General features: G+C 61.9%; 24 protein-coding genes. 10 read left to right on the forward strand and 14 right to left on the reverse strand.

The genetic code is table 11. The annotated features are described in order from the left end of the window. Window positions 1–245: 245 nt before the first annotated feature. From EHF33_RS08695 to EHF33_RS08715, 5 genes are all read right to left on the reverse strand, one after another. Entirely contained in the window at window positions 246–650 is a 405-nt protein-coding gene (locus tag EHF33_RS08695) for a hypothetical protein (RefSeq protein ID WP_124870147.1), read from the reverse strand. 86 nt (window positions 651–736) lie between these two features. Further along, on the reverse strand, window positions 737–2833 hold the full coding sequence (fusA, locus tag EHF33_RS08700; RefSeq protein ID WP_124870150.1) for an elongation factor G: 2097 nt from the start codon (window positions 2831–2833) through the stop codon (window positions 737–739). Between the two features lie 124 nt (window positions 2834–2957). Further along, window positions 2958–3428, reverse strand: a complete 471-nt coding sequence (gene rpsG, locus EHF33_RS08705) for a 30S ribosomal protein S7 (RefSeq protein WP_124870153.1) — start codon at window positions 3426–3428, stop codon at window positions 2958–2960. Window positions 3429–3607: 179 nt separating this feature from the next. Further along, window positions 3608–4012: a 30S ribosomal protein S12 gene (gene rpsL, locus EHF33_RS08710; protein WP_041221741.1), complete on the reverse strand. Its 405-nt coding sequence runs from the start codon at window positions 4010–4012 to the stop codon at window positions 3608–3610. Between the two features lie 262 nt (window positions 4013–4274). Next, window positions 4275–5228 (reverse strand): NAD-dependent epimerase/dehydratase family protein, encoded by a 954-nt coding sequence (locus EHF33_RS08715; protein ID WP_124870156.1) that lies wholly within the window; start codon window positions 5226–5228, stop codon window positions 4275–4277. A gap of 16 nt (window positions 5229–5244) precedes the next feature. Here EHF33_RS08715 and EHF33_RS08720 point away from each other — a divergent pair, with 16 nt between their 5' ends. From EHF33_RS08720 to EHF33_RS08730, 3 genes are all read left to right on the forward strand, one after another. Next, entirely contained in the window at window positions 5245–5784 is a 540-nt protein-coding gene (locus EHF33_RS08720; RefSeq protein WP_124870159.1) for a 2'-5' RNA ligase family protein, read from the forward strand. Between the two features lie 72 nt (window positions 5785–5856). Then, complete coding sequence (locus EHF33_RS08725) at window positions 5857–6384, forward strand: multidrug DMT transporter (protein ID WP_124870161.1); 528 nt, start codon at window positions 5857–5859, stop codon at window positions 6382–6384. Window positions 6385–6565: 181 nt separating this feature from the next. Next, on the forward strand, window positions 6566–8218 hold the full coding sequence (locus tag EHF33_RS08730; RefSeq protein ID WP_124870164.1) for a GMC family oxidoreductase: 1653 nt from the start codon (window positions 6566–6568) through the stop codon (window positions 8216–8218). Window positions 8219–8221: 3 nt separating this feature from the next. On the opposite strand, the gene EHF33_RS08735 is transcribed toward EHF33_RS08730, so the two are convergent. From EHF33_RS08735 to EHF33_RS08745, 3 genes are all read right to left on the reverse strand, one after another. Next, complete coding sequence (locus tag EHF33_RS08735; RefSeq protein WP_124870167.1) at window positions 8222–8959, reverse strand: GNAT family N-acetyltransferase; 738 nt, start codon at window positions 8957–8959, stop codon at window positions 8222–8224. Between the two features lie 91 nt (window positions 8960–9050). Then, window positions 9051–11240 (reverse strand): DNA internalization-related competence protein ComEC/Rec2, encoded by a 2190-nt coding sequence (locus EHF33_RS08740; protein WP_241191106.1) that lies wholly within the window; start codon window positions 11238–11240, stop codon window positions 9051–9053. A gap of 46 nt (window positions 11241–11286) precedes the next feature. Next, window positions 11287–11670 carry a ComEA family DNA-binding protein gene (locus tag EHF33_RS08745; protein WP_124870173.1) on the reverse strand — a complete coding sequence of 128 codons (384 nt, stop codon included), beginning with the start codon at window positions 11668–11670 and terminating at the stop codon, window positions 11287–11289. Window positions 11671–11924: 254 nt separating this feature from the next. On the opposite strand from EHF33_RS08745, the gene EHF33_RS08750 reads away from it, so the two are divergent. Continuing rightward, window positions 11925–13598 (forward strand): long-chain fatty acid--CoA ligase, encoded by a 1674-nt coding sequence (locus tag EHF33_RS08750; RefSeq protein WP_124870176.1) that lies wholly within the window; start codon window positions 11925–11927, stop codon window positions 13596–13598. Window positions 13599–13631: 33 nt separating this feature from the next. Continuing rightward, entirely contained in the window at window positions 13632–14069 is a 438-nt protein-coding gene (locus EHF33_RS08755) for a GlcG/HbpS family heme-binding protein (protein ID WP_124870180.1), read from the forward strand. A gap of 28 nt (window positions 14070–14097) precedes the next feature. On the opposite strand, the gene EHF33_RS08760 is transcribed toward EHF33_RS08755, so the two are convergent. The 3 genes from EHF33_RS08760 to EHF33_RS08770 all read right to left on the reverse strand — a co-directional run bounded on the left by EHF33_RS08760 (window position 14098) and on the right by EHF33_RS08770 (window position 16355). Next, the gene (locus EHF33_RS08760) at window positions 14098–14631 is read right to left on the reverse strand and encodes a DUF4385 domain-containing protein (RefSeq protein ID WP_124870181.1); all 534 of its coding nucleotides are present in this window, start codon (window positions 14629–14631) and stop codon (window positions 14098–14100) included. A gap of 52 nt (window positions 14632–14683) precedes the next feature. Beyond that, window positions 14684–15358: a Dps family protein gene (locus tag EHF33_RS08765; protein ID WP_241191107.1), complete on the reverse strand. Its 675-nt coding sequence runs from the start codon at window positions 15356–15358 to the stop codon at window positions 14684–14686. 88 nt (window positions 15359–15446) lie between these two features. Further along, on the reverse strand, window positions 15447–16355 hold the full coding sequence (locus EHF33_RS08770) for an MBL fold metallo-hydrolase (protein ID WP_124870182.1): 909 nt from the start codon (window positions 16353–16355) through the stop codon (window positions 15447–15449). A gap of 88 nt (window positions 16356–16443) precedes the next feature. On the opposite strand from EHF33_RS08770, the gene EHF33_RS08775 reads away from it, so the two are divergent. Together EHF33_RS08775 and EHF33_RS08780 are read left to right on the forward strand one after the other, a co-directional pair. Further along, window positions 16444–17004: a DUF1802 family protein gene (locus tag EHF33_RS08775; protein ID WP_124870183.1), complete on the forward strand. Its 561-nt coding sequence runs from the start codon at window positions 16444–16446 to the stop codon at window positions 17002–17004. Between the two features lie 25 nt (window positions 17005–17029). After that, window positions 17030–17584 carry an SRPBCC family protein gene (locus EHF33_RS08780; protein ID WP_124870184.1) on the forward strand — a complete coding sequence of 185 codons (555 nt, stop codon included), beginning with the start codon at window positions 17030–17032 and terminating at the stop codon, window positions 17582–17584. A gap of 77 nt (window positions 17585–17661) precedes the next feature. Here the strand turns inward: EHF33_RS08780 and EHF33_RS08785 are convergent, their stop codons facing one another. After that, window positions 17662–18267, reverse strand: coding sequence for a hypothetical protein (locus tag EHF33_RS08785; protein ID WP_124870185.1), 606 nt, complete (start codon window positions 18265–18267; stop codon window positions 17662–17664). A 100-nt stretch (window positions 18268–18367) separates the two neighbouring features. Then, window positions 18368–18928, reverse strand: coding sequence for a metal-binding protein (locus EHF33_RS08790; protein WP_124870187.1), 561 nt, complete (start codon window positions 18926–18928; stop codon window positions 18368–18370). Between the two features lie 112 nt (window positions 18929–19040). On the opposite strand from EHF33_RS08790, the gene EHF33_RS08795 reads away from it, so the two are divergent. From EHF33_RS08795 to EHF33_RS08805, 3 genes are all read left to right on the forward strand, one after another. Continuing rightward, window positions 19041–21173 (forward strand): S8 family peptidase, encoded by a 2133-nt coding sequence (locus tag EHF33_RS08795; protein ID WP_124870189.1) that lies wholly within the window; start codon window positions 19041–19043, stop codon window positions 21171–21173. A 104-nt stretch (window positions 21174–21277) separates the two neighbouring features. Beyond that, on the forward strand, window positions 21278–22378 hold the full coding sequence (gene ychF, locus EHF33_RS08800) for a redox-regulated ATPase YchF (protein WP_124870191.1): 1101 nt from the start codon (window positions 21278–21280) through the stop codon (window positions 22376–22378). Between the two features lie 184 nt (window positions 22379–22562). Further along, window positions 22563–23363, forward strand: a complete 801-nt coding sequence (locus EHF33_RS08805; RefSeq protein ID WP_124870193.1) for a substrate-binding periplasmic protein — start codon at window positions 22563–22565, stop codon at window positions 23361–23363. 7 nt (window positions 23364–23370) lie between these two features. Here EHF33_RS08805 and EHF33_RS08810 read toward each other — a convergent pair whose 3' ends face one another. Then, the gene (locus tag EHF33_RS08810) at window positions 23371–24360 is read right to left on the reverse strand and encodes an alpha/beta fold hydrolase (RefSeq protein ID WP_241191108.1); all 990 of its coding nucleotides are present in this window, start codon (window positions 24358–24360) and stop codon (window positions 23371–23373) included. Window positions 24361–24393 lie beyond the last annotated feature (33 nt).

A 24393-nucleotide genomic window follows, 5' to 3' on the forward strand; every position in this document is an offset into this window, starting at 1 on the left:
CTGCGACAAGAGAAAATTTCCCTTTGATCGGGTTGCGGTCGAGCATAAAGTCCACATTGGGTTGATTCCCGCCGGGGCCGCTGCACTTGAGTTTCTCAAGGCCCAGCCTCACGGCACGTTGCGCCGACGCTTTTCAGCGCACCGACTTCACAGAATAATGGATTGGGGAGGAAATGGCAAGGGGTGTCTCACATCAACGAACAGCGAAACACCCCTTTAAATTTGACTTTTACTTGCGTCCGGCCTTAGCGGTTGGCGTATTCCTGTACAGCAGGGTCAAATGCGCCGACCAGCATGAAGACACCCAGCGCCGTGCCGACTGGAAAGTTCAGCAGGCCCAAAATGGCGATCACGATGGCGGCGATTCTGGCCCAGCCTTTGCCTTCCTGTATCGCCCGGTAGGTCAGGAACTGAAAAACAGTCCAGGCCAAGCTGAAAAAGAAAATGATCCACAAAGTCGAGCCGGTAAAAAGCTTGACCCAGCCGAGCGCTTGAGCGTCTGACGCCGTCGTTGAAGCATCGTTCATAGCGGCACCGAAAATCAGATTCATGAAAAAGCCTATAAACGGCAGGCTCAGCATTCCCAAAATGCTCAGAATGACGGAGATCAGCAGCGGGATCGTGACCCAAGAGAGTTTTTCAGGCTTCATGGTTCATCTTAACATTATCTTTGTCAAATACCCGTCAAAAAAGCGGGCCACCTCCGAAGAGATGACCCGCTTCTTTGAATTTGGTGTTACTTCTTCATCAGTTGCTGAGCGATGTTGTTCGGCACCTGGCTGTAGTGATCGAAGAACATCGAGTAGCTGGCGCGGCCCTGCGACATGGAGCGCATGTCGGTGGCGTAGCCGAACATCTCGGAAAGCGGGACGAACGCCTTGACGAGCTGGGCATTGCCACGCGCTTCCATGCCCTGAATCTGGCCACGGCGGCTGTTAAGATCGCCGATGATATCTCCCATGAAATCGTCGGGCACGGTGACTTCGACGCGCATAATCGGCTCCAAGAGGGCCGGAGCGCCCTTCTGGACGGCTTCTTTAAGGGCCATAGAACCAGCGATCTTAAAGGCCATTTCCGAAGAATCGACTTCGTGGTACGAGCCGTCATAAATGGTGACTTTCATGTCCACGACGGGGAAGCCGAGCATCGGGCCGCTCTGCATGGCTTCTTCGATGCCCTTCTGAGCGGGGCCGACGTACTCGCGGGGCACGGTACCGCCGACGATGGCGTTCTCAAAGATGAAACCGGAGCCGGGTTCGAGTGGCTCGGCCTTGATCTTGACGTGACCGAACTGGCCGCGTCCGCCCGACTGGCGCACGAACTTGCCTTCGACGTCAACGGCGCGGGTGATGGTTTCGCGGAAGGCGACTTGCGGAGCGCCGACGTTGGCGTCCACTTTGTATTCGCGCCGGAGGCGGTCGACCAGAATTTCAAGGTGAAGCTCGCCCATGCCGGCAATAGTGGTCTGACCACTTTCCTGATCGGTCTCGACGCGGAAGGTGGGGTCTTCTTCGGCAAGGCGCTGGAGGCCCACGCCCATCTTTTCCTGATCGGCTTTGGTCTTGGGTTCGATGGCCAGCTTAATCACTGGTTCTGGAACGTCAATGCTCTCCAAGAGAACGTGGTTGTCGCCGTCACCGATGAGGGTGTTGCCGGTGCCAGAGTCCTTGAGGCCAATAACGGCTCCGAGTTCGCCCGCACGCAGTTCTGTAACTTCCTCACGGCTGTTGGCGTGCATTTTGAGCAGGCGGCCCACACGCTCGCGCTTGTTCTTGGAAGCGTTGTAAATATAAGAGCCGCTGTGCATGGTGCCCGAGTAGATGCGCACGAAGGTCAGGCGGCCCACGTAGGGATCGGCCATGATCTTGAAAGCCAGCGCGGCGAGTTGGCCTTCGGGATCGGCGGGGAAGTCGTGGGTCTCCTCACTGTCTTCCAGAATGCCGCGAATGGCTGGAACTTCCAGCGGGCTGGGCAGGTAATCGATCACGGCGTCGAGAAGGAGCTGCACACCTTTGTTCTTGAGAGCGCTGCCGCAGAGGACCGGGAAAATCTTCTTGGCGATGGTGCCCTGACGAACGGCGTACATCAGTTCTTCTATGGTGGGTTCTTCGCCGCTGAGGTACTTCTCCATGACGATTTCGTCCACTTCGGCGGCAGCTTCGATCAGCTGAGCACGCATCTCGGCGACTTTAGCGTTGAACTTCTCAGGGATAGGCCCGACTTCGATATCGGTACCCAAGTCATTGGTGAAGACATGGGCCTGCATCCGCACGATGTCGATGATGCCCTTGAACTCGGCTTCCTCGCCCATCGGGTACTGAATGGGAGCAGGGATTGCGCCGAGGCGCTCGCGGATGTCGCTCAGCACCAGCTCAAAGCTCGCGCCGGTCTTGTCCATTTTGTTGGAGTAGGCAATGCGCGGCACGCCGTAACGGTCGGCCTGACGCCAGACGGTTTCGGACTGAGGCTCGACGCCCTGCGAGCTATCGAAGACAGCCACCGCGCCGTCGAGCACGCGCATGGAACGCTCCACTTCGATGGTGAAATCCACGTGGCCAGGGGTGTCAATGATGTTGATGACGTATTCCTGGTCGGTGCCGGAGTGCTTCCACTTGGCCGTGGTGGCGGCGGCGGTGATGGTGATGCCGCGCTCGCGCTCCTGCTCCATCCAGTCCATGGTGGCCGCGCCATCGTGGACTTCGCCGATGTTGTGGGTGCGTCCGGTGTAATACAGGATGCGCTCGGTGGTGGTGGTCTTGCCGGCGTCGATGTGCGCGGCAATACCGATGTTGCGGAAGTGCTCCAGATAAGCGGTGCTTGCTTTGATCGTCATTTTAAAACTCCCTGAGTGGGTTGACTTACGAACAGGTTAGGTGCTGAAGCGCGGTATGTGGGAGGCGGACAAAGCGGCGACCCAGCGAAAAACGCTACAGCCGCCGTCTGCCTTGCTGCTTTGTTTACCAGCGGTAGTGCGCGTAAGCGCGGTTGGCCTCGGCCATGCGCTCCACATCGTCTTTTTTCTTGATGGCTCCGCCGCGTCCCTGCGCCGCATCCAAAATCTCGGCAGCGAGGCGCTCGACAGCGGTGCGCTCAGGACGGTTGTCCACGGCGGACTTCATCCACCGCAGGGTCAAGCTCTGGGCGCGGCGGACGCTGACTTCCACCGGCACCTGATAGGTGCTTCCGCCCACGCGGCGGCTGCGGACTTCCACGCGCGGCTTGATGTTCTCGAAGGCCTGCTTGTAAACCTTGAGCGGCTCCTGGCCGGTACGGTCTTGAACAACGCTCATCGCGCCGTAAAAAATACGGCTGGCGAGGTTCTTCTTCCCGTCTTCCATGATGCGGTTGATGGTGGCGCTGACCAGCACATCTTGATAAACGAGGTCGGGCAACAATTCACGAACTTCTGCTCTACGGCGACGGGCCATTTTGTCTCCCTCTCTACGCCCAACGCACCAAATGTCGGTGGGGGCGGGCTTCAGCGCCCTGGTACTCCAAAGCGCTTACTGATGAAGCACGGTTTTACGGTGCATTTGCGTAATTACGACTCACTGATTCATTGGCCTGGCCTCCGAAGAAGGCGGCAAATCGAGTGCGGCCTACTTCTTTATTTCTTTTTCGCGCCGGCGGCAGCAGCGCCCGCTTTGGGCTTCTTGGTGCCGTACTTGGAGCGGCTCTTGTTGCGGTCTTTCACGCCTTGGGTGTCGAGCGATCCACGGACGATGTGGTAACGCACGCCGGGCAAGTCCTTGACACGTCCGCCGCGAATCAGCACCACGCTGTGCTCCTGAAGGTTGTGGCCTTCGCCGGGGATGTATGCGGTGACTTCAAAACCGCTGGACAGGCGCACGCGGGCAATTTTACGCAGCGCCGAGTTGGGCTTTTTGGGGGTGGTGGTCTTGACGACGGTGCAAACGCCGCGCCGGAAAGGGCTGCCTTTGAGGGCGGGAACTTTGCTCTTTTTTTGCAAAGTGGTGCGCCCCTTGCGGAGCAGCTGTTGGGTAGTGGGCAGAGTAAATCACTCCTCAGTGGGTGGCTGGCGCTGCCTTGCTGCTCGGCAGGCGCTAGGGCTTGAACAGTGCTCCGGCGCGGTCAAACGTGCACCGAAGTCGTGGCTTTAAAACTGTGCGAGCGTGGTCAGCGTTCACGCCGCGCATCCGCAGAAACTTTGACGGGTTAAAAATCAGCCGCGAAGTTTCCAACCGGAGCATCTTAGCGCTCTTGTGCAGCGCGGCGCAAGGGTAAAAACTCGCAATTGAGCCGCCGAGTCGCCGTCAAGACAGTTGAGAAAGCAATGCCGCTTCCCGTTCTGCACTCGGCCCCGTGCCCTCAACGCCGCTTTGCTTGGCCCAGGCCAGCGTGTCCCGCGCCGTGTCGGAGAGGGGGCGCAGCTTGAGGCCCGCCGCTTTGGCCCGCACAGGCTCGATATTGAGAATAGGTTCGCGGTGCGAGTAGATGGGCCAGCTCTCCCCTGCCGCGAGGCGTTGCTGATCGGCCTGCGAAATCCAATGCCAATCGGGATGAGCGTCCACGCCCGCTGAGACTCCAGCGAGAAAAGCGGCAAACGTTATCGGCTCACCCACTGCGTTGAAGATGCCCGGTGTATGGTGCTCCAGCAGATGCGCCACGAACGCTGCCAAGTCGCGGGCGTCTATTACCTGAGTGATGTCCTGACCGTCGCCGGGAGCCAGCGCTGCCCCGCTGCTCTCCGCCCGCAGCACCCAGTAGGTGAAACGCCCAGTGTGATCGAACGGCCCCGCCACCAATCCGGGGCGTATGGTGGTGGCCCGCTCGCCGTAGATCCGCTGCACTTGCGCTTCACAGACCACTTTGAGCGCTCCGTAGTCGGCTTGAATGTTCTCGCTTTTAGAGTCTTCCAAGACGGCCAAGGCTGAATCTTCGGTGATCGGCCCGCTCTGTCCGTCTGCATAAACACTGACGGTGGAAATAAAGAGATAGCGTTTCACGGCGTCTTTGAGGAGTTCAGCGCTCTGGGTCACCACGCGGGGCACGTAGCCGCTGACATCCAAGCAGGCGTCCCAGGTGCGGCCCGTGAGAGCGCTCAAATCGCCCGCGTCTCTATCGCCGCGCAGCCGCTCCACTTCCGGCGGCAGGTCGTCGTCGGTTTGCCCGCGCGTCAGGATGCTCACGCGGTGGCCACGCCCGAGGAGTTCTAGGACTATTTGCCGCCCCACGAAGCGGGTGCCGCCCAATACCAAGAAGTTCATGGCTTTAGGCTAAGGCATGCCTGCACCTTCTTTGCCTCCCTTTTTTGTTGGCATCACCCCGCCGCCCGAACTCACGGCCCGTGTACTGGCCTGGCAAGCCAAACTGGAACACGTCATCACCGTGCCGCACGTGACCTTGCTGGCTCCTGCCGCGCTGCCCCAAAAGCGTTGGCAAAGCGTGGCCGCAGCGGTGGCTGAGCGCCAGACCGCCGCGCCCGTCACTCTTGGGCGCGTGGACTTTTTCGGCTCGCGGGTAATTTTTTTGTCGGTGGACGCGCCCGCTTTGCACGAGCTTCACCGCAACCTGGTGAGCGAACTGGGCCAAGCACCCGGCGATTTTGCTTTGGAGAACTACCACCCGCACCTGACTTTGGCGCTGGAGTGGCGCAGCCTCAACGTGACTTGGAAGCAGGCCATCGAAAGCGCTCAGCAGGAGTTCAGCGATCTGGAAACTCAGCCGCTGGCGTTCACGGCTTCTCAGTTGGTGCTGTTTGGCAAAGACCGAGCGGGGCAGTCATATACCGAGCGGCAACGCTTTGACCTCAACCTGACTTGAGCGTTTCTTCATTTTGATTCGTCCAGCTTAATTCGAGCTTGACAATTACGCCAACACCGTAATAATACCAGTATGGATAACCTCTTGAAGAAAGCGGGCGCGATGACCGCGCACTTGGAACTGTTTCAGCACATGCTTCATTTGCGCGGCCTGTTGCAACTCGCCGCCCACATGGAGGAGCGCGGCGATAGGGTCACGATGGTCTCGCCCGACAACATCACCTTGATCGGCGCGGGGATGGAGAGCGCCAGCACCGTGACGACCACCAAAGGCGCGGAGATCGAGTCGGCCAGCGCGTACAGCGTGCTGCGCGGCCTTAAGGGTCACGACGCGCCCGAATACGCCGTGACCCGCGAAGAACTCAAAGCCCTCAATGCCCGCGCCGTGTCTGAGCTGGAAGCCAGCGACGCCATGCGGGCTTTTGGCGAAACTTTGGGCCGCATCTCGGGTGTCTCTACGACCAACGCGCCCGCTGCCAACGTTCCTGCGGCCACTGCGCCCACCGCCAGCACCCCCGCGCCGACAGAAACCACCGCCGAGCGCCCCAACCGCACCCGGCGTGGCGCGGAAGAAACCAGCAGCGAAGCGCCCGCCGCTTAAAGGTTAGCCCGACGTTTGGCTCCGCTCCCACCAATTGGGAAGCGGGGCTCATTTTTTTTGGTCTTCCACGGGCGTATGCTGGCTCAACGCGAACTGAAGTCTTTTCAATCCAAGTTCTACCGCCGCACCTCAAATCCGTGAGGCAGGGTGGTCATTCCCACTTCTTTGGCGTGGAGGGCACATGACGCAGGGCAAAAGCGAAACCGCTCCAACTTCTGTGGATTATCTGGTGATCGGCGCGGGTTCAGGCGGCTGTGTGGTCGCGGCGCGGCTGAGCGAAGACGCCCAAACGCGGGTGCTGCTCCTCGAAGCGGGCGTGCCGGACGAAGCGCCGGAAATCGGCATTCCGGCGGCTTTTGCCAAACTGTTCAAGTCGCCGCTGGATTGGAACTACGAAACGCAGCCGCAGCCGCATCTGTCCGGGCGCAAATTGTACTGGCCACGCGGCAAGATGCTCGGCGGCTCGAGCAGCATCAACGCGATGGTCTACATTCGCGGCAACCGCGCCGACTACGACGCTTGGGCCGGGGCGGGCAATTCGGGCTGGAGCTACGACGAAGTGCTGCCGTATTTCATCAAGGCCGAGGACAACGAAAACGGCGCGGGTGCGTTTCACGGCGCGGGCGGGCCGCTGCACGTCGAGAACCGACGGTACACCCACGAGATTTGCGACGCCATCACGGCCGGTTTTGAGGAAATCGGCTTCCCGGCCAATAGTGACTTCAACGGCGAGTCGCAAGAAGGCGTCGGGCGCTATCAGGTCACTCAGAAAAGCGGGGTGCGGCATTCGGTGGCCAGCGCTTACCTCAAACCGGCTCTGGCACGGCCCAATCTGGAAGCCCGCACTGGAGCGCATGTCACCCGCATTGTGCTGGAAGGCGGGCGAGCGGTGGGGGCCGAGTACCTCAGCGGCGAGCAGTTGCACACGGTTCGGGCCGAGCGGGGCGTAATTCTGGCGGCGGGAGCGATCACCAGCCCGCACCTGCTGATGCTTTCGGGCATTGGCGAGCGCCGGGAACTGGAAGCGGCAGGGATCGAAGTGCTGCACGACCTCCCAGGCGTGGGCCAGAACTTGCAAGACCACCTGTTTGTGCCGCTGGTTTACGAAACCCAGACGGTGAGCCTCAAAGACGCCACCAGCGAAGCCAATTTCGCGCTGTACATGAGTGACCAGCAAGGGATGCTGTGCAGCAACATCGCTGAAACCGGCGGCTTTATGAAATCCGATTCTGCCCTAGACGCCCCAGATTTGCAGTTTCACAACGGCGCAGCGCTGTTCGTGGATCACGGCTTTTTGGAATTGGACGGCCACCACTTCACGCTGCTGCCTTCGCTGGTCGCGCCAAAGAGTCGGGGGCGTATCCGTTTGGCCAGCGCCGATCCGCAGGCCCAGCCGCTGATCGAACCCGATTACCTCTCGGACGAAGCCGATATGAACGTGCTGCTGCGCGGAATGCGGCTGGCGCGGCAAGTCGGAGAGTCAGAAGCGCTTTCGGCGTACCGCACCCGCGAAGCCATGCCGGGCGCAGAGGTTCAAAGCGACGACGACCTGCGCGAGTACATTCGGGCGCAGGCCATGACCATTTACCACCCGGTCGGCACCTGCAAGATGGGCCACGACGACCTCGCCGTAGTCGATGAGCGCCTCAAGGTACGCGGCTTGGAAGGCCTGTGGGTCGCCGACGCCAGCATCATGCCCAGTGTCGTGCGCGGCAATACCAACGCCCCGACCATCATGATTGCCGAGAAGGCGGCTGAGTTTATTCAGGCGGAGCGTGGCAGCGCAGCGCAGCAGGCCTCACCTAAGCAGGAAGCGGTCAGCGCCGACGACTGAGTTTCAAGATTGGGAAAAAGCCTTGGGCCGCTCGGTGGCACTCAGCAGCGCCACTGAGCTTTGTCCAGTTGGGTTTGGTTCGGTGCGCTGCGCCAGTGCTGCGGCTTCTTCGGCGGCCCGATCAGCGCCCAACCAGCTTTGCCAGTACGCCTGCATGGTATCTGTGACCAATCTCAGTGAAACAGTCCCAGACGTTTCGAGCGGGCAGTACAGCAGATCTAAGTCTTTGAGCGGGCCACCCTCGGGGCCGCCGACAGGTTGCCAATACGGAATGTCCACTGTAAAAAAGCCCAGAGCGCCCAGCTTGACGCGCCGCAAAGTGGGGTCGCTGCCCACCCGCGCTTCGGCGGCCAAATCTTCGGCGCTGAGCGCTTGGCGGTGTACGGCGTCGGCGAATACGCCCACCGCGCCCACCTCACCGATGATTTGCATTCGGGCTCGGTGCAGGGCGCGGGCGGCTCCCGTTCCCCGCGCCGACTGGGCCACCCCCATAAATGAGCTGAAGCCCGCACCACTGCTCAACAGGTGAAAGAGGGTGCCGCCCACCACCTCACCGCCTTGCTCGGCCACCAAAATAATGTTCTGGCGCTGGCCAGTCTGCGGCGGTTGAACAATCATCGGCCCAAAATATTCAGCGGGAATCAGCATCTCCGGCTGATAGTAGGCGGCTTCCTGAATGCGCCCGAAGGCCTCAAGGGCGGGGTCATGCGGATCGGTGACCCGGCGAACGGAAAGAGACATGGCTGGAGTGTAGCCCTACCACTGAGCCAAAAGGCAGGAGTTAGGGTTGCTGTTTTTCGCCGACTGCAACGCTAAGCCGACAGCCACACCGTCAAGGCAAGGGCCAGCGCACGGTTCCCACCTGATCGGTGCGCCAGACTTTTACACCGGACGCTTGAAGGCGGTCGAGCACTTGCGGGTTGGGGTGACCGTAACTGTTAGATCGCCCGACACTGATGACGGCGTCATGCGGGCGGGTTTCGTCCAAAAACGCTTGACCGCTCGAAAAGCGGCTGCCGTGGTGGGCCGTTTTGAGAACATCCAACTTGCCGACGCCCAGCTCACTTTCCAGCGGGTCGGGAAGATCGCCCAGAAAGACGGTGTGAAACTTGGGCGTATCGAACTTGATGACCACGCTATTTTCGTTGTCGGCATCCGACCAGACTTTGCCAGTGGGCCACAGCACCGTGAAGGTGGCTTTTCCGGCTTGTACGCTGTCACCGCGCCGTACTTCGCGCACCGGCACGTGGCGGGCCTCGGCGGCTCTGAGCAGCATATTGAGATTGGGGTCGTCTTTGCGCTGACCGATCCACAACTCGCCTACTGGCAAGCCCAGCAGCACGCTGATCAGGCCTTCGATGTGATCGGCGTCGGCGTGGGTGGCGACCATCACGTCGAGGGAGCGCACGTTCATGGCCCGCAAGGCAGGCAGCACCGTGCCTTTGCCGACGTCGTAATCGCCTCTGGGAGTGCCGCCGCCATCAATCAGCATGGTGAGCTTGGGAGTGCGAATCAGCGAACTGTCGCCCTGTCCGACGTCCAGATAGACGATTTCGCTGGGTGGGTTGAGCAGGCTCGGCAAAGCAGTGGACACGCCGCCCAGCAAGGCGGTGAGCGGCAAGACCCACAGCGGCAGGAGGCGGTAAAGGGTCAGCACAGCGGCAGCGGCAAATACCGCGTAAACCGCGAACCCTGCCGGACTGATCATTCCCCAGGTCAGCACCGGAGCGCGGCCAAAAATATCCACCACTTTCAGCAGCGCTTCCGACAGCGGGCCGAGCGCCCAATTGACCGCCACCGCCAGAGGCCCCAGCAGTCCGGCGAGGTAGCCGAGCGGCACCAGCACGGCCATCAGCGCGGCGGCGGCGAGGTTGGCGGGGAGGCTCAGCAGCGGCAACTGGCCGAAGGTGTGCAGCACCACCGGCAAAGTGGCGAGTTCGGCGCAGGGGGTGGCGACCAGCGCGAGGCGCAGCCACAGCGGCCACTTTGCGGGCAGCAGAGCAGCGACCCTGTTTGACACACTCAGGCCCAGCACCGCCAGAAAACTAAGTTGAAAGCCCACGTCAAACAACCAAGCCGGTTGATACAGCAAGCTGGCGATGGCCGCCAAGCCCAACACACCGTAGACGTCGAGCTTACCGCGCCCCAGCCACAACGAGAGCAGCACCAAGACGCCCATCAGCACGGCGCGGGTGATGCTGGGCGTGGGGCCGACCAACCATAAAAAACCCGCCAGCACCGTGAGCATCAGCGGGTAGCGGGCGTTTGTCCATTTGAGCGGCAATAAACGGGCCAGGAGCCAAGTCAGCGCTCCCACCAGCAGCGCCACGTTTTGCCCGCTGAGCGCCATCAGGTGTGCCAAACCCGCCCGCGTGAAAGCGTCGCGGACATTCAGGCCGTCATTGAAGCTTTCCTGCGAGATATCGTTGCGCTCGCCCAATTCCACAGCCCGTAGCAGGGCCGACTCACGCGGTGAGAGACCGGCGCTCAGGCCCCGCCGAAACCAACCGCGCACCCCGCCTTCAGGCTTCAAATGCTTGATCTCGGCGGCCACCAAGACTTCGCGCACACCCTGCATCCGCAGCCAAAACGCGTAATCGAAGCCGCCAGGAATGCGCCGACCCTCTGGGCGAACCAGCCGCCCACGGACGGTCAGGCGTCCGGCTGGCCCCTTGGGCTTGGGTGCCAGCGCCACTGCCGCCGCAGGGCTACTGAGGTGCAGCAGTTGGCCGTCCCAGTCGCCAATCAGGGTGGCTTGAGCACCCACCCAGCTTAAAAGCGCGTCGGGAGCGGCTTGCCAGGCCCGCTCGCGCGCGAAGCCGCACACCGCCAACACCAGACAGGCCCCCAGCAGCCAACCCTTGCCGGCAGGCCAGCTCAGCGCCAGGGCCACAACAAGTACCGCCGCGCCCCAGAGCGCTCCGAAGCCCAGCAGCACGCCGCCAATGACTGCCAGCGCCGCTGGAACCGGATAAGCCGGAACGGGCCAGCGGCGCGGCGAGTAGGTCGCGTCCGCCTGCACTTCTCCGGTAGCCGGATTCCAACTCAGCGCCACGTGAATCCCAGCATCAAAACGACACGAGTGGGGTCAGTTTGCCGAGCAGCACCGGCCCCACCCCGCGCACCGCGTCAAGGTCGGCGAGGGTGTGATACGGGCGGGCAGCGATTAAGCGGGCAGCCAGTGCTGGGCCGATGCTGGGCAGGGCTTCGAGCTGCTCTTCGGTGGCGGTGTTGAGATTGAGCCTGCCAGAAATCAGCGGCCTCACGCTGGCGGTGGTGGCATAAGTTGGGGCGGCCTCAGCGGTGGCCGAAACGGGCAGCGCCGCGTGGGTCACGGTTGGTCGGTGCAGAGCGGGACTGAAGGCAGGGAGCAGCGCCCAAGCCCCGCAACCGAGTGCCAGCGCGGTCAAGACTGCCGCCGCGCCGCGCTCCAACGGTGAAGAACCAGACATGGCTCAAGATTCTCACGGCCGCGCTGACACGAAAAGCACAAGCGGCGGGGCGGGCGCTCAGACCAACTGTCAACGGGCAGCACAGGGCTTTTGGGACAGGCTGCCAGTTAAGCAGTGGGCCGCACTACTCCCAAAACAGGAAGCCACGTAAGCCAGCACGCCGCTCCACCCACTCACTTTGGTTAGACTGCTTACCACAGCACAACTCACGGCCCACTTTCCCAACTTTCCCCACTGTTTCAAGGAGAACCCTGATGAAAAGCACCATGATGGACGTTCCACTGCTCATTCCCGAAATCGTCGAACGCGCCCGTCACTTTTTTGCCGAGCGCGAAATTGTCAGCTTGATGGTGGCGGGACGCGGCGAAGACGGCCAGCCCACTGCCAAACTTCACCGCACCACTTATGGCGAGGTCGCTGAACGTGCCTTGCGGCTGGCCAGCGCCATCACGGCGGCGGGCGTGGGGCCGGGCGAGCGGGTGGCGACGTTGGCGGTCAACTCCTACCGGCACTTGGAGGCTTATCTGGGCGTTCCCAGTTCCGGCGCGGTGCTGCACACCCTCAACATTCGGCTGCACCCCCACCAACTCTGCTGGATCATCAACCACGCCGAGGATAAAGTGCTGCTGATCGAAAACCTATTTGCCGACAAGATTCCCACCATCTTGGAAAACTGCCCCAGCATCGAGAAAATCGTGGTGCTGGGGCCGCTGCCCAAACCCATGGACGGCGTCGAGGACTACGACACCTGGATCATGAACCACGCGCCGCAAAGCCGCTATCCCGAGATGCTGGAAACCGACGCGGCGGGCATGTGTTACACCTCCGGCACGACCGGCAACCCCAAAGCCGTGACCTACTCGCACCGCTCCACTTTGCTGCACAGCCTCGCCTCCGCGCCCAAAGACGCGCTGAACGTCGGTCAAAGCGACGCCGTGCTGCCGATTGTGCCGATGTTTCACGTCAACGCTTGGGGGCTGCCGTACACCTGCTCGCTCTACGGCGCGAAACTGGTGTTTGCCGGAGCATTTTCAGATGGCCCGAGCCTCGCCAAGCTGATGCAAGACGAGCAAGTGACCATCACGGCGGGCGTGCCGACCATCTGGATGGGACTGCTGGCCGAGCTTGACCGCGCCGCCGAAGCTGGCAAGCCGTATCAACTCCAGCTCGAGCGCCTTGTGGTGGGCGGCTCGGCCGCTCCCGAAGCGCTGATTCGGGCGTTTTCGGAGCGCCACCACCTCAAGCTGGCCCAGGCCTGGGGCATGACCGAAACGCACCCGCTCGGCACGGTCAGCATCACGCCACCGGGAATAAAGTTTGCCAGCGACGACGGCTACGCGCTGGCCGCCAAGCAGGGAGTGGCGGTGCCCACCGTGCAACTCGAAATTCTGGATGATGAGGGCAATATTTTGCCACACGACGGCAAAAGCATGGGCCGCCTCATTACACGCGGGCCGTGGATCGCCGGAAGCTACTACGGCGGCGCAGGCCAGGACAACTTCTTGGAGATTAACGGCCAGCAGTGGTTTGATACCGGCGACATCGCCACCCTCGACGGACGCGGCTTTATGCAGATTCAGGACAGGGCCAAAGACCTGATCAAATCCGGCGGCGAGTGGATCAGCAGCGTGGATTTGGAAAACGCCCTGATGGCCCACCCCGCCGTGTCGCAGGCCGCCGTGATCGCCATGCCCGATCCCAAGTGGGACGAAAGGCCGCTGGCAGTGCTGGTGCTGCGGCAAGGCCACGACCACCCGGGCCACGCCGAGCTGACCGCCTTTCTGTCTCCCCGATTCGCCAAGTGGTGGCTGCCCGACGCCTACGAAGTGGTGGCCGCCATTCCGATTGGCGCGACGGGCAAGTTTCTCAAGCGAGAGTTGCGCGAGCAGTTTGCAGAGAAAACAGCCGAGGGAACGGCGGTGCGCTGAGCGCGAGTTCAAAGTTCACCAAGGAGCACCCACATGACCAGCACTCCAGCCAAATCCGTTTCTACGCCCAACATTTCCTGCGGCGCGGCGCTCGAACTCATTGCGGCGGCCCGCGCCGCTGCCAAGCGTCTCGGCGTGGACATGGCGGTTGCTGTGACCGATACGGGCGGGCACCTGCGGGCTTTTGAGCGGGCCGACCACGCGCCCTTTCTGGTGGCGGAGGTGGCGATCAACAAAGCCTGGACTGCCGCCTCGTTTGGCCGCCCCACCCACGTTTGGAACGAAATCGTCCAGAGCCCCGAAGTGTCGCCGCTCAACCACCACCCGCGCATGACGGCGCTGGGCGGCGGATATCCGGTGGTGGAAAATGGGCAGGTGATCGGCGGCCTCGGCCTTTCGGGCGGCAGCTCGGCGCAAGATCAGCAGGCCGCCGAGGAAGCGCTGCGGGAGATGGGCTTTGAGGTGAAGTGAGGGCTGAACCGATTCACTTCGGCTCCGCTCACCCGTACCGCTCCCTGTGCTCCTGCTTGAGCTGTTTGTACTCGGCGTTGGCCGCCGCTTCATCCCACTTGGCCTTAAAGATGCGGGCGGACTCGGCTTTGACGGGGTCTTCAGGCGTGCGCGGCAACTCGGGGCGGCCATGTGCGCCGCTCACCCCTTTTTTGTCGTCTGGAACTGGCCCGTCGTACTTTTTGCCGCCTTTGTGGTTGGCGTAGCGCCGAGCACGGGTATACCCCATCTGCAAAAACTTGCGGGCCATGTCCGCGCCCACCACGTCACCCGCCGCCAAATAATCTAGAAACAACTGGTAAATCTTCTGGCTGCTCTCCTCTGCTGCTTCGGGCGTGGCAAAGCGCCAGTGCGGTAAAATCTCGGCCTTGTACGGCTGCACCAGCAAGACGCCCTGCTCGCCCACGCCGATTCGGTACAACTCAGGATGGGCGCGGAGATCGAGTTCGGCGTAGTGAAGGCTGTAATCAAACTTCTTGGTCGGCTGTTTAGGTTGGTCGCTCACCTCTACCCCCCATTGCATGTCCCAGAACACAAAAAAGCGGAGGTTTCCCTCCGCCTTTCATTCTTCAAAGTCAGTTCAGTTGCTCGTCGTCCATCATCGCCTGAAGCATCCAGCGGATTTTGTCGATGGTGCCGGCGTAGCCGTTGTACATATCGGCGGTGGCGTGATCTTCGGCGTCGTCCACTGTGCCGCTGTCGTCGCGGTAACCTTTGCCCACGCGGCTCAGGTCACTGACCAGATCGGCCACCTGGGTGCGGGCGTCACGCACGGTTTCGGTGGGGACTTTAACCACGCTGTAGCGGGCCAAGTCTTCCGGGGCGTTTTTGGGACTGCCGCCGAGGGCCACCAAGCGCTCGGCCTGCTCGTCGATGCTGGGAAAGATTTCGTCGATGAAATCGTCATAGGCCAGGTGGAGGTCGCGGAAAAAGCGGCCCCGGATGTCCCAGTGGTACTTTTTGAACTTTAGGTACAAGTTGATGCTGGTCGCCAAGTTGCGCTGCAACGTCTCCGAAACGATCCCGAACTGCTCTTCGGTGAGGTAGTGGTGGTTGACCAGTTGGTTGAATTCCCCGCCCTCATGCGCCGCGTCGGTTTGCTTGCCCACCGAGGCTTCGGCAGGCGTCATGGCGTCGCTCACGTCATTCACGGTGATCGGGGCGGCCTTCTTTTTGGTGTCTTTAACGCTGCCTGCACTGGCTTTGGCGCTGCTCGCTGGTGCGGCGGTGTTCTTGCTCTTTTTAGTCATGACTTCACCGTACCGCCGCCACCGCGCCGTCTGGGTGATGTGGCCGTAAGGAGGCCTTTAACATTGTGCAGGAGAGAGGCTCACGCGCTCAAAGCTGCCCCGTGAAGAGGAGTTGATTGCCCTCCACACGCATGCTCACATGGCCCAGCCCCACCAACTCCGCGAGGTGGGCGCTCACCACGCTGCGGTTGAGCACGACTGCGCCGGGATTGGTCATTTCAACGTCCAAGCTGTCGCAAACGCGCGTCAGGGCCGTATCCACCGTGGAGGCGTGTGTCACAGCTTCATGCACGGCCCGCGTGACCCGCTCGAAGGCGCTGAGGTTGGCAGCCACCAGAGCGGGCAACTCTTCAGTGGACTGGCCGTGCCCCGGCACCGTCAGGCGCACGCCGCCCAGACTGGGTAAGCCTTGACTCAGCAGGCTCTGGGCGCTGCGCTTCATGGCGGCGCTGTCCACGCAAAAAGTCAGCGGGTGCTTGCTCAGCGCTTCCAGCCCGAACAGCGCGTCGGCGGCGTACAGCACTTCCCCCACCCTCACGGCGTACATCTGAGAAGCGTGGCCCGGCACTTCGATCAGTTCCACGTCCACGCCGCCGAGCGTAACCAATCCGGATTCAACGGCCTGCGCCGGACTTGCTGGAGCCAGCAAAAACTTGGTTTGAAGGGCCTGCGGCGGGTGTGCACCATAAAGGTAAAACGGCTCCAAGAGCGGATTGGCAATGATGGCGGCTTCAAAGGGCGGCGCGTAGATCGGCAAATCAGGAAAGCGCTTGAGGAAAGCCGCGTTGCCGCCGTGATGATCGGCGTGCGAATGGGTGTTGAGAATGGCCGTCGGCGTCAGGTGCTGAGCTTCTAAGCCGCGCAGCAGCTTGCGGGCGTGCTGCTCGTCTAGGCCGGTATCGACCACCAGGACGCCGCTGCCCTGCACAAACACCAGCGAGTTGACAGCAGCCGGGAACAAAAAGACGTTGGGTGCGAGGGCGAGCAAATCAGGCATACCTTGAGTTTAGTCGCCCAACTTCTCACGTCCAGTTTCTATTCCAATGACCGTACTACTCACACAGCCGCTGCGCTACTCTGCCCGCATGACCCTGACCGCCCTCAAAGAATGGGACGCCCAAGCCCAGGCCCTGACCACCGGCCAGACCGCCGTGATTTTGCGCAAAGGCGGCATCATGGAAACGCACGACGGCTTTGAAGTCCAGCACCGAGAGTTTTTGCTCTACCCCACTTTCCTCCACCAAAACGCCGCCGAGGTGCGCTCCGAATTCAGCGGCCTGCTGCGCTCCGACCCCGCGCCGGGCCAAATTGTCGTGCCTGCCCGCGCCGAGGTGCTGGAGGTCTACAAAATAGAAGCGCTGGACAAAGCGCTGGCCCTAGAAGACATGCAGGCCTTGAATGCCAGCGCGATTGAGCGGCGATTTCACTACCGCAACCGCCCCTGGCTGCACGCCGTGGTGCTGCGGGTCTGGCCGCTGACGCCGCCACTCAGGGTCGAGGAAACGCCGGAGCTGCTCGGCTGTGTCAGTTGGGTGCCGTTGGCTGACTTTTCAGTTGAAACCCTTTCATCTGAAAGTGCCGCCCCCGCTCTCGCTGAGTCGGCACTCACCGAAATCCGCGCCGAGGTGGCCCGCCGCCTGAGCTAGAGCCGTGAGTTAGAGTATGGAGATCATGGCTCAACCGCTTAGTTTCAAAGACACCATCGTTATTCGCTCACGGCCCGACGTGCTGTTTCGGCTGGTTCTTGATCCCAAACGCCGCACCCGCTGGGATCCCAATATCCGCTTGGCCAACTACGTCGGCGAGGAAAAACTGGCCAGCGGCACACTGGTGAATATCAAGTTGGAGCGGCGCCTGCTGGGTTTGTCGTACACCGCCAAATACGGCCAGATTCAAGCGCCGTTTCGCGGCGGCTGGGAAGCGGTGAAGCCCTTCGGCCCCATCGAGAAATACACCCAGAGCTGGGTCTTCAAGAACATTCCCGGCGGCACCGAAGTCACGCTGAGCACCAATGCCACCATCCGCTACAACTTCATTGGCAAGCAAATCGAAGCCCAACTCCGCAACATGAGCGGGCAGACCCTGATTGAATTGCAGCGGGCGGTCGATCAGCAGGGCGCTCAACTGATGGAAGACACGGCCAAACAGTTTCAGGACAAAATGCGGGCCGAAAAAGCCGCCGCCAAAAAGCAGGGCAAGACCAAGAAACCCAAAGCGGCCAAGTAGGTCAGCGCTGAACGGAAACGGGGCTAAGAACGGCTGAGGCTCGATTCGTTTTCACCACGTCCCCGTAGCCCATTTCCTCACTTCCCCTTTGCCACTTCCCAGCCTTCAAAGCCGTCGTCGCCCACACTCTCAAGGCGTGCTGGACTGCTGGGCGTCGGGCGGCGCATGACCGCGTAATTCCAGCCCGCCTTGAGATTCAGGGCGTAACTGGTGCTGGACGCCGCCACCGCGCACGTCGAGTCACCCTGCACACGGGCTGGTGTGCTGGCGTAGATATAAACGCGCTGGTCCAGCGGCCCGCCCGGCACGTTGCTGCGGGTCTGGCTCACCAGCGTGAGGGCCGTTCCCGCCGCCGAGGCGCTGATGCTCGGCAGCAGGTAAAACTGGGCCGCCGGGTCGCTGACCGCCACCTTGTCGGTGCAGCCCGCCGCAAGGTTCGGCTGCAAAGTGGGCCGCAATAACGGAGCCATCGCCGCCGCGCCGGGCAAAGGCAAGGTAAAGCGCCCCACCTTGTCGATAGCGCTGCTGGTCAAAGCCGCGCCGCCGCCGCCGAGGATCATAACTTGCCCCGCCTCGCCGGGCCAGTCACGGACTTGAGCGCGGATTCGGCTCACGCCTCCGGGCGAGCAGCCGCCGAGCAGCAGACAAAGGGCCATCAGGGAAACCGGCAGGAAGCGGGCCATAGCGCGAGGATAGCGCCGAGAGCCGGGGACGGATGTGCCGAGCTGAGCTGGAGATGGCTGGGTGCAGGTTATGGGTTGACGGCGAGCCCGAACGCTGTACTCAGCGCCCCTTGCCCAGCCGCCGCGCCCCGCCGCGCAGCTTCCTGAATTTTTGCTGACTGCGCCGCATGCCGTGATCGGGCCTGATACCGTCGGCGATCAGGTGCAGCCACTGGCTGACGTAGTACCCCAGCGCCAGCGGCAACAGCACTTCAAGGCTGGGCGAGGAGGTGGTGGCGGGCCAAGACGCGGGCCAGTGCAGCTTTGGCCACACCAACAGCAGCGCACTGTAGAGGAGCAGGGCAATCAAGCCCAGATACACCAAGCGGGTCAGCGGCCCCAGCAGCCATGTGTGCGACAGACCCCTGTGGCTGAACATGCGGCCATACGGCACCCAAATGAAACCCAGCAGCCCCCAGCGGCGTTTGCTGTCCACCCGTCCCTCGGCCAAATCGAGGTCCGGCGACAGTAAGAAGGTGCCCACCGCATAGGCAACGCTGAAGCTGGCGGCCTGCGGCAGCGTGAGAACCACGAGTTGCTGTGACTGTGCCCACAGGGTCGCCGCAGCGATCAAGCCGTAGGTGGCCGTGTTGATGATGTTGTGAACGCGCCCACTCGGCATGGCGCTTATTGTGACGCATCGGCGCTCGGCGGCCCATCCCCCCAGCGCAGCCTTACTCCCTGCCCACCGCGTCACATCCCCCATCAGGCAAAAAGCGGCATGCTGATAAGCAATGAACCGCGCCACCCTGACCGCGCTCCTGGGCTTCAGCTTGCTGCTGACCGCCTGCCCCCAAACCACTGTGCCTGATCCGTCAGACGGCGCGGGCACGGCGGGGCCGTCTAACCCGGGCGCTCCGGCCAGCTTGCCCAGCCAAGTGAGCTTATCCGCCGCCAACGCGCTGAGCGACGCCTACAGCGCTCCCTTTGACGGCACCTGGAACCTCACCGGCTTGCCGGGTTGGCTCAGCGCTTACCCACTCAGCGGCAGCGGCAACGTGAAAACGACACTGACCCTCAACCGCAGCGCCGCCGCGCTGACAAAAGCAGATGTCAAGCAGCTCAGCGCCGGACTGCAACTGCTCTGGAAAGCCCACCCCCTGCGCGGCGGGGCGGCAGGCACCACCACCCTCAACGTCAGCGCCGACCTCTATCACCTGACCGGACAGGTGAGCGGGCAAATCAGCGCTCAAGGCCCTTCGGCGCTCTCGGTGCTGCCTGCCGCGCCGCTGCGGGTCAACCCTTCAGCCCTCAGCAATTCAGCCGGAGCGCGGGGCGTGATCGTCAACTACAAAACCGAATCGGCGCTGCTCTCGGCGCTGCCCGCGCTGACGGCGGGTAGGGTACCGAACAGAGGAATAGAAAGCCTAGCGCTGCCCGTGCAAAGCCTCTCGCTCGCGGCGCAGTCGGGGCAAACCCTCAAGCTGGACACCAGCGATGTCAGCGCCACCCTCAGCGCTTTGCGGGCCGATCCCAGCGTCAATTACGCCGTGCCGGACGCGGTGCTGCGGGCGCAGGATGTACCGGTACCGGCCCTGCAAGCGCCTTACCTGCCTTCCGACGAGTATGCCCAGCTTCAGTACGCTTACCGCTTGATGGGCTACTCGGCAGTCTGGCGCGATATGAAAAACACCCCCTACCTCAATCCGGTCACGGTGGCCGTCATCGATACCGGCGTGCGCTTTGACCACCCCGATTTTGCTGGCAGGCTGTGGAAAAGTGGTGAGGGGGCGCTGGACATCGTCACCACCGACGCCTACGGCCCCGACACCGATCCCACCGATCCGGGCGAAAGCGGCACCACCGGCAGTCACGGCACCCATGTCAGCGGCATTATCGCGGCGGGCGAGGGCAGCTTCGCCTCGCCCTGTGCCGGATGCAGCACCAGCGGCGTGGTGGGCGCGGCGCTGAGCGCTCCGATCAAGGTGTTGCCGGTGCGGGCAATCGACCGCTTCGGCAGCGCCTCGGAAAGCGGTGTGGCTATGGCCATTGATTACGCTTCCGGCAAGCCCATCACGCTGCGGTCGGTCACATACACCAATCCGCATCCGGCTCAGGTCATCAACTTGTCGCTGGGCGGGCCGATCAGCGTGGCGGGCGCTCAGCCGCTGTGCGACGCGATTGCCTCAGCCACGCAGCGCGGGGTGTTGGTGGTGGTCGCGGCGGGCAACGGCGGCGGCACCCAGCCGTACTATCCGGCAGCCTGCGCGGGAGCCGTCAGCGTGGCCTCGGTGCGGCCTGACGCAGGGGGACTCCCGCTCCACGCCGAATACAGCCAGCGCTACCCGCAAGTGACGCTGGCCGCTTACGGCGGGGCCGACCCCAGTAATCCCACTTACAACATGAATCTCAAGCTCGGCGGCGTAGTGGTGTCGGATTCTATTTTCTCGACCTCTTGGAATTACGACAAAAATCAGCCGAGCTATCAGTTCGAATCCGGCACTTCGCAGGCCGCGCCGCAGGTCAGCGCCCTCGCCGCCCTGCTGCTGAGCAAAGGCGTGGCCAGCACCCCTGCGCAGGCGCTCAACATTATGCAGGACACCGCCACCGACCTCGGCACGGCGGGGCGCGACGATTTGACCGGCTACGGCCTCATCAACGCCGCCGCCGCGCTCGGCGCTCCAGCCATCAGCAATACCTTTACCTTCAGTATCCTGGGCACCACCTCCACCTTTGCTCCGGTACTGGACGCCGCAGGACAGTTCAGCGCTTACCTGCCTGACGGCGATTTTCAGGTGCTGGCAGGCTATGACCGCAGCGGCAACGCGCTCGGCGGCGAAGGAAGCGAACCCGGCGCAAAAGCCAGTGTGACGCTGGGGCCGTCTCAGCCCTCGGCGGACGTGGGAACACTCCTGATTAAGCCGTGAGCCACGCTCCGCCGACCAGCACCCCAGCCCAAGGTTTCCCTCAACCGCTGCTGTGCGCTAAACTGCTTTCCGTTGCGCCTGCGGGCGCGTAAGGAGAAACGCGCATGTCAAGTTTGAGTATCGGAATCGTTGGCTTGCCCAATGTCGGCAAATCGACGCTGTTTAACGCCATCACCCGCGCCGGAGCGCTGGCCGCCAATTACCCGTTTGCCACCATCGAACCCAACGTGGGCCGTGTGAACGTGCCGGACGAGCGCCTCGCCGCGCTGAGCAAGGTCTTTACCAAAGGCGAGCGGGTGCCGCCAATCATCCCAACGTTCGTGGAGTTCGTGGACATCGCCGGCCTCGTGAAGGGCGCTTCGCAGGGTGAAGGACTGGGCAATCAGTTTCTGGCCAATATCCGCGAAGTCGACGCGATTGCCCACGTGGTGCGCTGCTTTGAAGACGGCAACGTGATTCACGTGTCCAACAAAGTCGATCCGCTGGACGACATCGAAACCATCAACACCGAGCTGATTTTGGCCGATTTGGCGGGCTTAGAAAAGCGCGTGGTGGGCCTGAGCAAAAAAGCCAAAGGCGGCGACAAGGAAGCCAAAGAGCAACTTGAAATCGCTGAGGCCATTTTGAAAGTGCTGGGCGAGGGCCAACCCGCCCGCGCCGCACAGGTGGAAGGCGAAGTACCCAAAGACTTCGGCCTGATTACCAACAAGCCGGTCATTTACGTTGCCAACGTCGGTGAAGACAATCTGGCCAGCGACAACGAGTACGTCCAATTGGTGCGCGATCACGCCGCCAAGGAAGGTTCACACGTCGTCAAGATCAGCGCCCAGATTGAAGGCGAACTGGCCGAGATGGAAGAAGAAGACGCCCGCGCCTTTTTGCATGACCTCGGCGTACAGGAAAGCGGCCTCGATCAACTTGTTAAAGTCGGCTACGACACGCTGGGCCTGATCACCTTCATCACTTCCGGCGAAAAAGAAGTGCGGGCTTGGACGATTCACAAAGGTGAAAAAGCCCCCGAAGCCGCCGGAGAAATCCACTCGGACTTGGAACGCGGCTTTATCCGGGCCGAAGTGATCGAGTGGCAAAAAATGGTGGAAGCCGGAGGCTGGACCACTGCCAAAAGCAAAGGCTGGGTCAGAACCGAAGGCAAAGAGTACGTGATGAAAGACGGCGACATCATGAACGTTCTGCACAATATGTAGTCGTAGACGGGGCTGGGGCGCTCCAGAGCAGTTTGTCAGAAGTTGAAAAGAAAGGAAACTCTAGGCTGGCACATCTTCGCGTAAGGATGTGCCAGTCGGTTTTGGAGCGGTCAGTCTGTTGACGGCTTTTCCAGCCCGGCACCTTCCCGAACGGCGAGGATGATCTGTTCAGGAGGCTCTTACCTTGCTACGATTCCGCATTCATCTCGCTCATCTGGCCCTGCTCGGCTCAATCATCGGATTAGCCAGTCCGGTTCAGGCCGCTGGCCTGGCCAACATTCAGGGCAAGGGACAGTTCAAATTGGCTTTCAGCACGGCCCAACCGCCCCTTATCAACCAAAATGGAGCAGCCTTCGAGGGCTTTGCCACCGAACTGCTGAGTATCATCGGCAAGCAGATGAAGGTCAGCACTATCACCTGGCGCAAGGTCGGCACGCCCGAGGCGCTGATGCAGGGTCTGCGGTCAGGCAACTACGACGCGGTCATCGACAGCCAGTTGCCACAGCCGCTGAGCGACGTGACGCTCAGCAAGCCGCTGGCCTGCACTGGCGGGGTGATTCTGGCCCGGCCCGGCGGCCCCACCTACGACAATGAACTCAAAGGCAAGCGCGTCGCCGTCGTGACCGGCAGCAGTTATTTTTATTACGTGCGCAACCTGCCGTTCGAAAAGCAGGTCAACGTCTTTAACGATGATGATCAGGCGTTGCTGGCCTTTCTGACCGGGAAGATGGACGCTTTGGTGATGGACCGTTATGCTGCCCTCAAGATGTTCAAAGCGGCGGGCGCGAAGGTCATTCAGGTCAGCCCGCTGCTGTGGTCGCAAGACATCACGCTGGTCATGAACCGCAGTAGCGGCACCGAGCTGTCTGCCAACAACGAGGTGCTGGGCCCCGTCAACATCGCCCTCAAAAAGATGCTGGCCGACGGCAGCTACACGGCCCTGAGCAAGAAATACTTCGGCCAGGACGTGCGCTGCGTGCTGTGAGCTTTGTTCAGCGGGTCAGCGCTTCCTCCAGCGCCTCCACAAATTCGTCCTCGTCATCCAGCCACGGGTAATGGCCGGCGTCGAGCAAGGTCACTTCGGCATCGGCCAGGTCTTCGACCCACTGCACCTGCGCGGGGTAACTGGTGGCGTCGTGTGTTCCGGCGATCACATAGATTTGGCGCTTGATCTCGGTCAGAAACGGCGGGTATTCAAACTCCCACAGCCCCTGATTGACCAACGCCTGCTGCACCTCGGCCCCGCCCATCAATTGGCCTTCCACGTCGGAAAATTCCAAGCGCATCCGACTGGGCGCGTCTTTGAAGTGCAGGGCGTTGAGCAGGTCACGGGCGTTGATCAGGCCAAAGGCCGCTTCAATACGGGCCGCACCGACCTGAGGATGCTGGCCTTCGGGCGCGGCGGCCTTGACCTCGGCGCTCGGATCGTCGAGTTTGACGCTGCGGCGGGCGCTGGCTTCCTCCAGTAAGGTCAGGGCCAGATCGGGAAAGTGAACCCACGGGTTGATGCAGACCACCCGATTGGTGTGCATAGGAAAACGGCGGGCGTATTCCAGCGCGATCAGTGCGCCGAAGCCGTGTCCTATGGGGGTAATCTTATCGATCTCCAGAAATTCGCGCACCGCTTCCACGTCCGCCGTCAGGGTGTCGAGGTCGAGGGCGTCGCTGCCCTGCTCGGTGTCGTCTAAGGGGCCGCTGCGCCCGCCGCCGCGCTGATCCAAATAAATCACCCGGTAAGCACTCAGGCGCTCGCCCACCAGGTCGCGGAAGGTCAGCGCGTTGTAGCCGGGGCCGCCGTGCAGATAAAGCAAAGTCGGCTTGTCGCCGCTTTCCTCGTCCTCCGGCCCGACCACTTCAAAGTAAAGGTCAGCGCCGTTGAGCCGCTCCAAGTACAGCGCTTCGTTGTCAAGGCCGCTTTGCTCAAAGTCCTCTGTTCCAAAATCTTCAGGCTCAAATTCATAGCGCTCATCCATCTCGGTCATGCCGTCATTCTACGTTTAGCGGGGCGGCAGCAC

This window comes from Deinococcus psychrotolerans (assembly GCF_003860465.1).
GTDB lineage: Bacteria > Deinococcota > Deinococci > Deinococcales > Deinococcaceae > Deinococcus > Deinococcus psychrotolerans.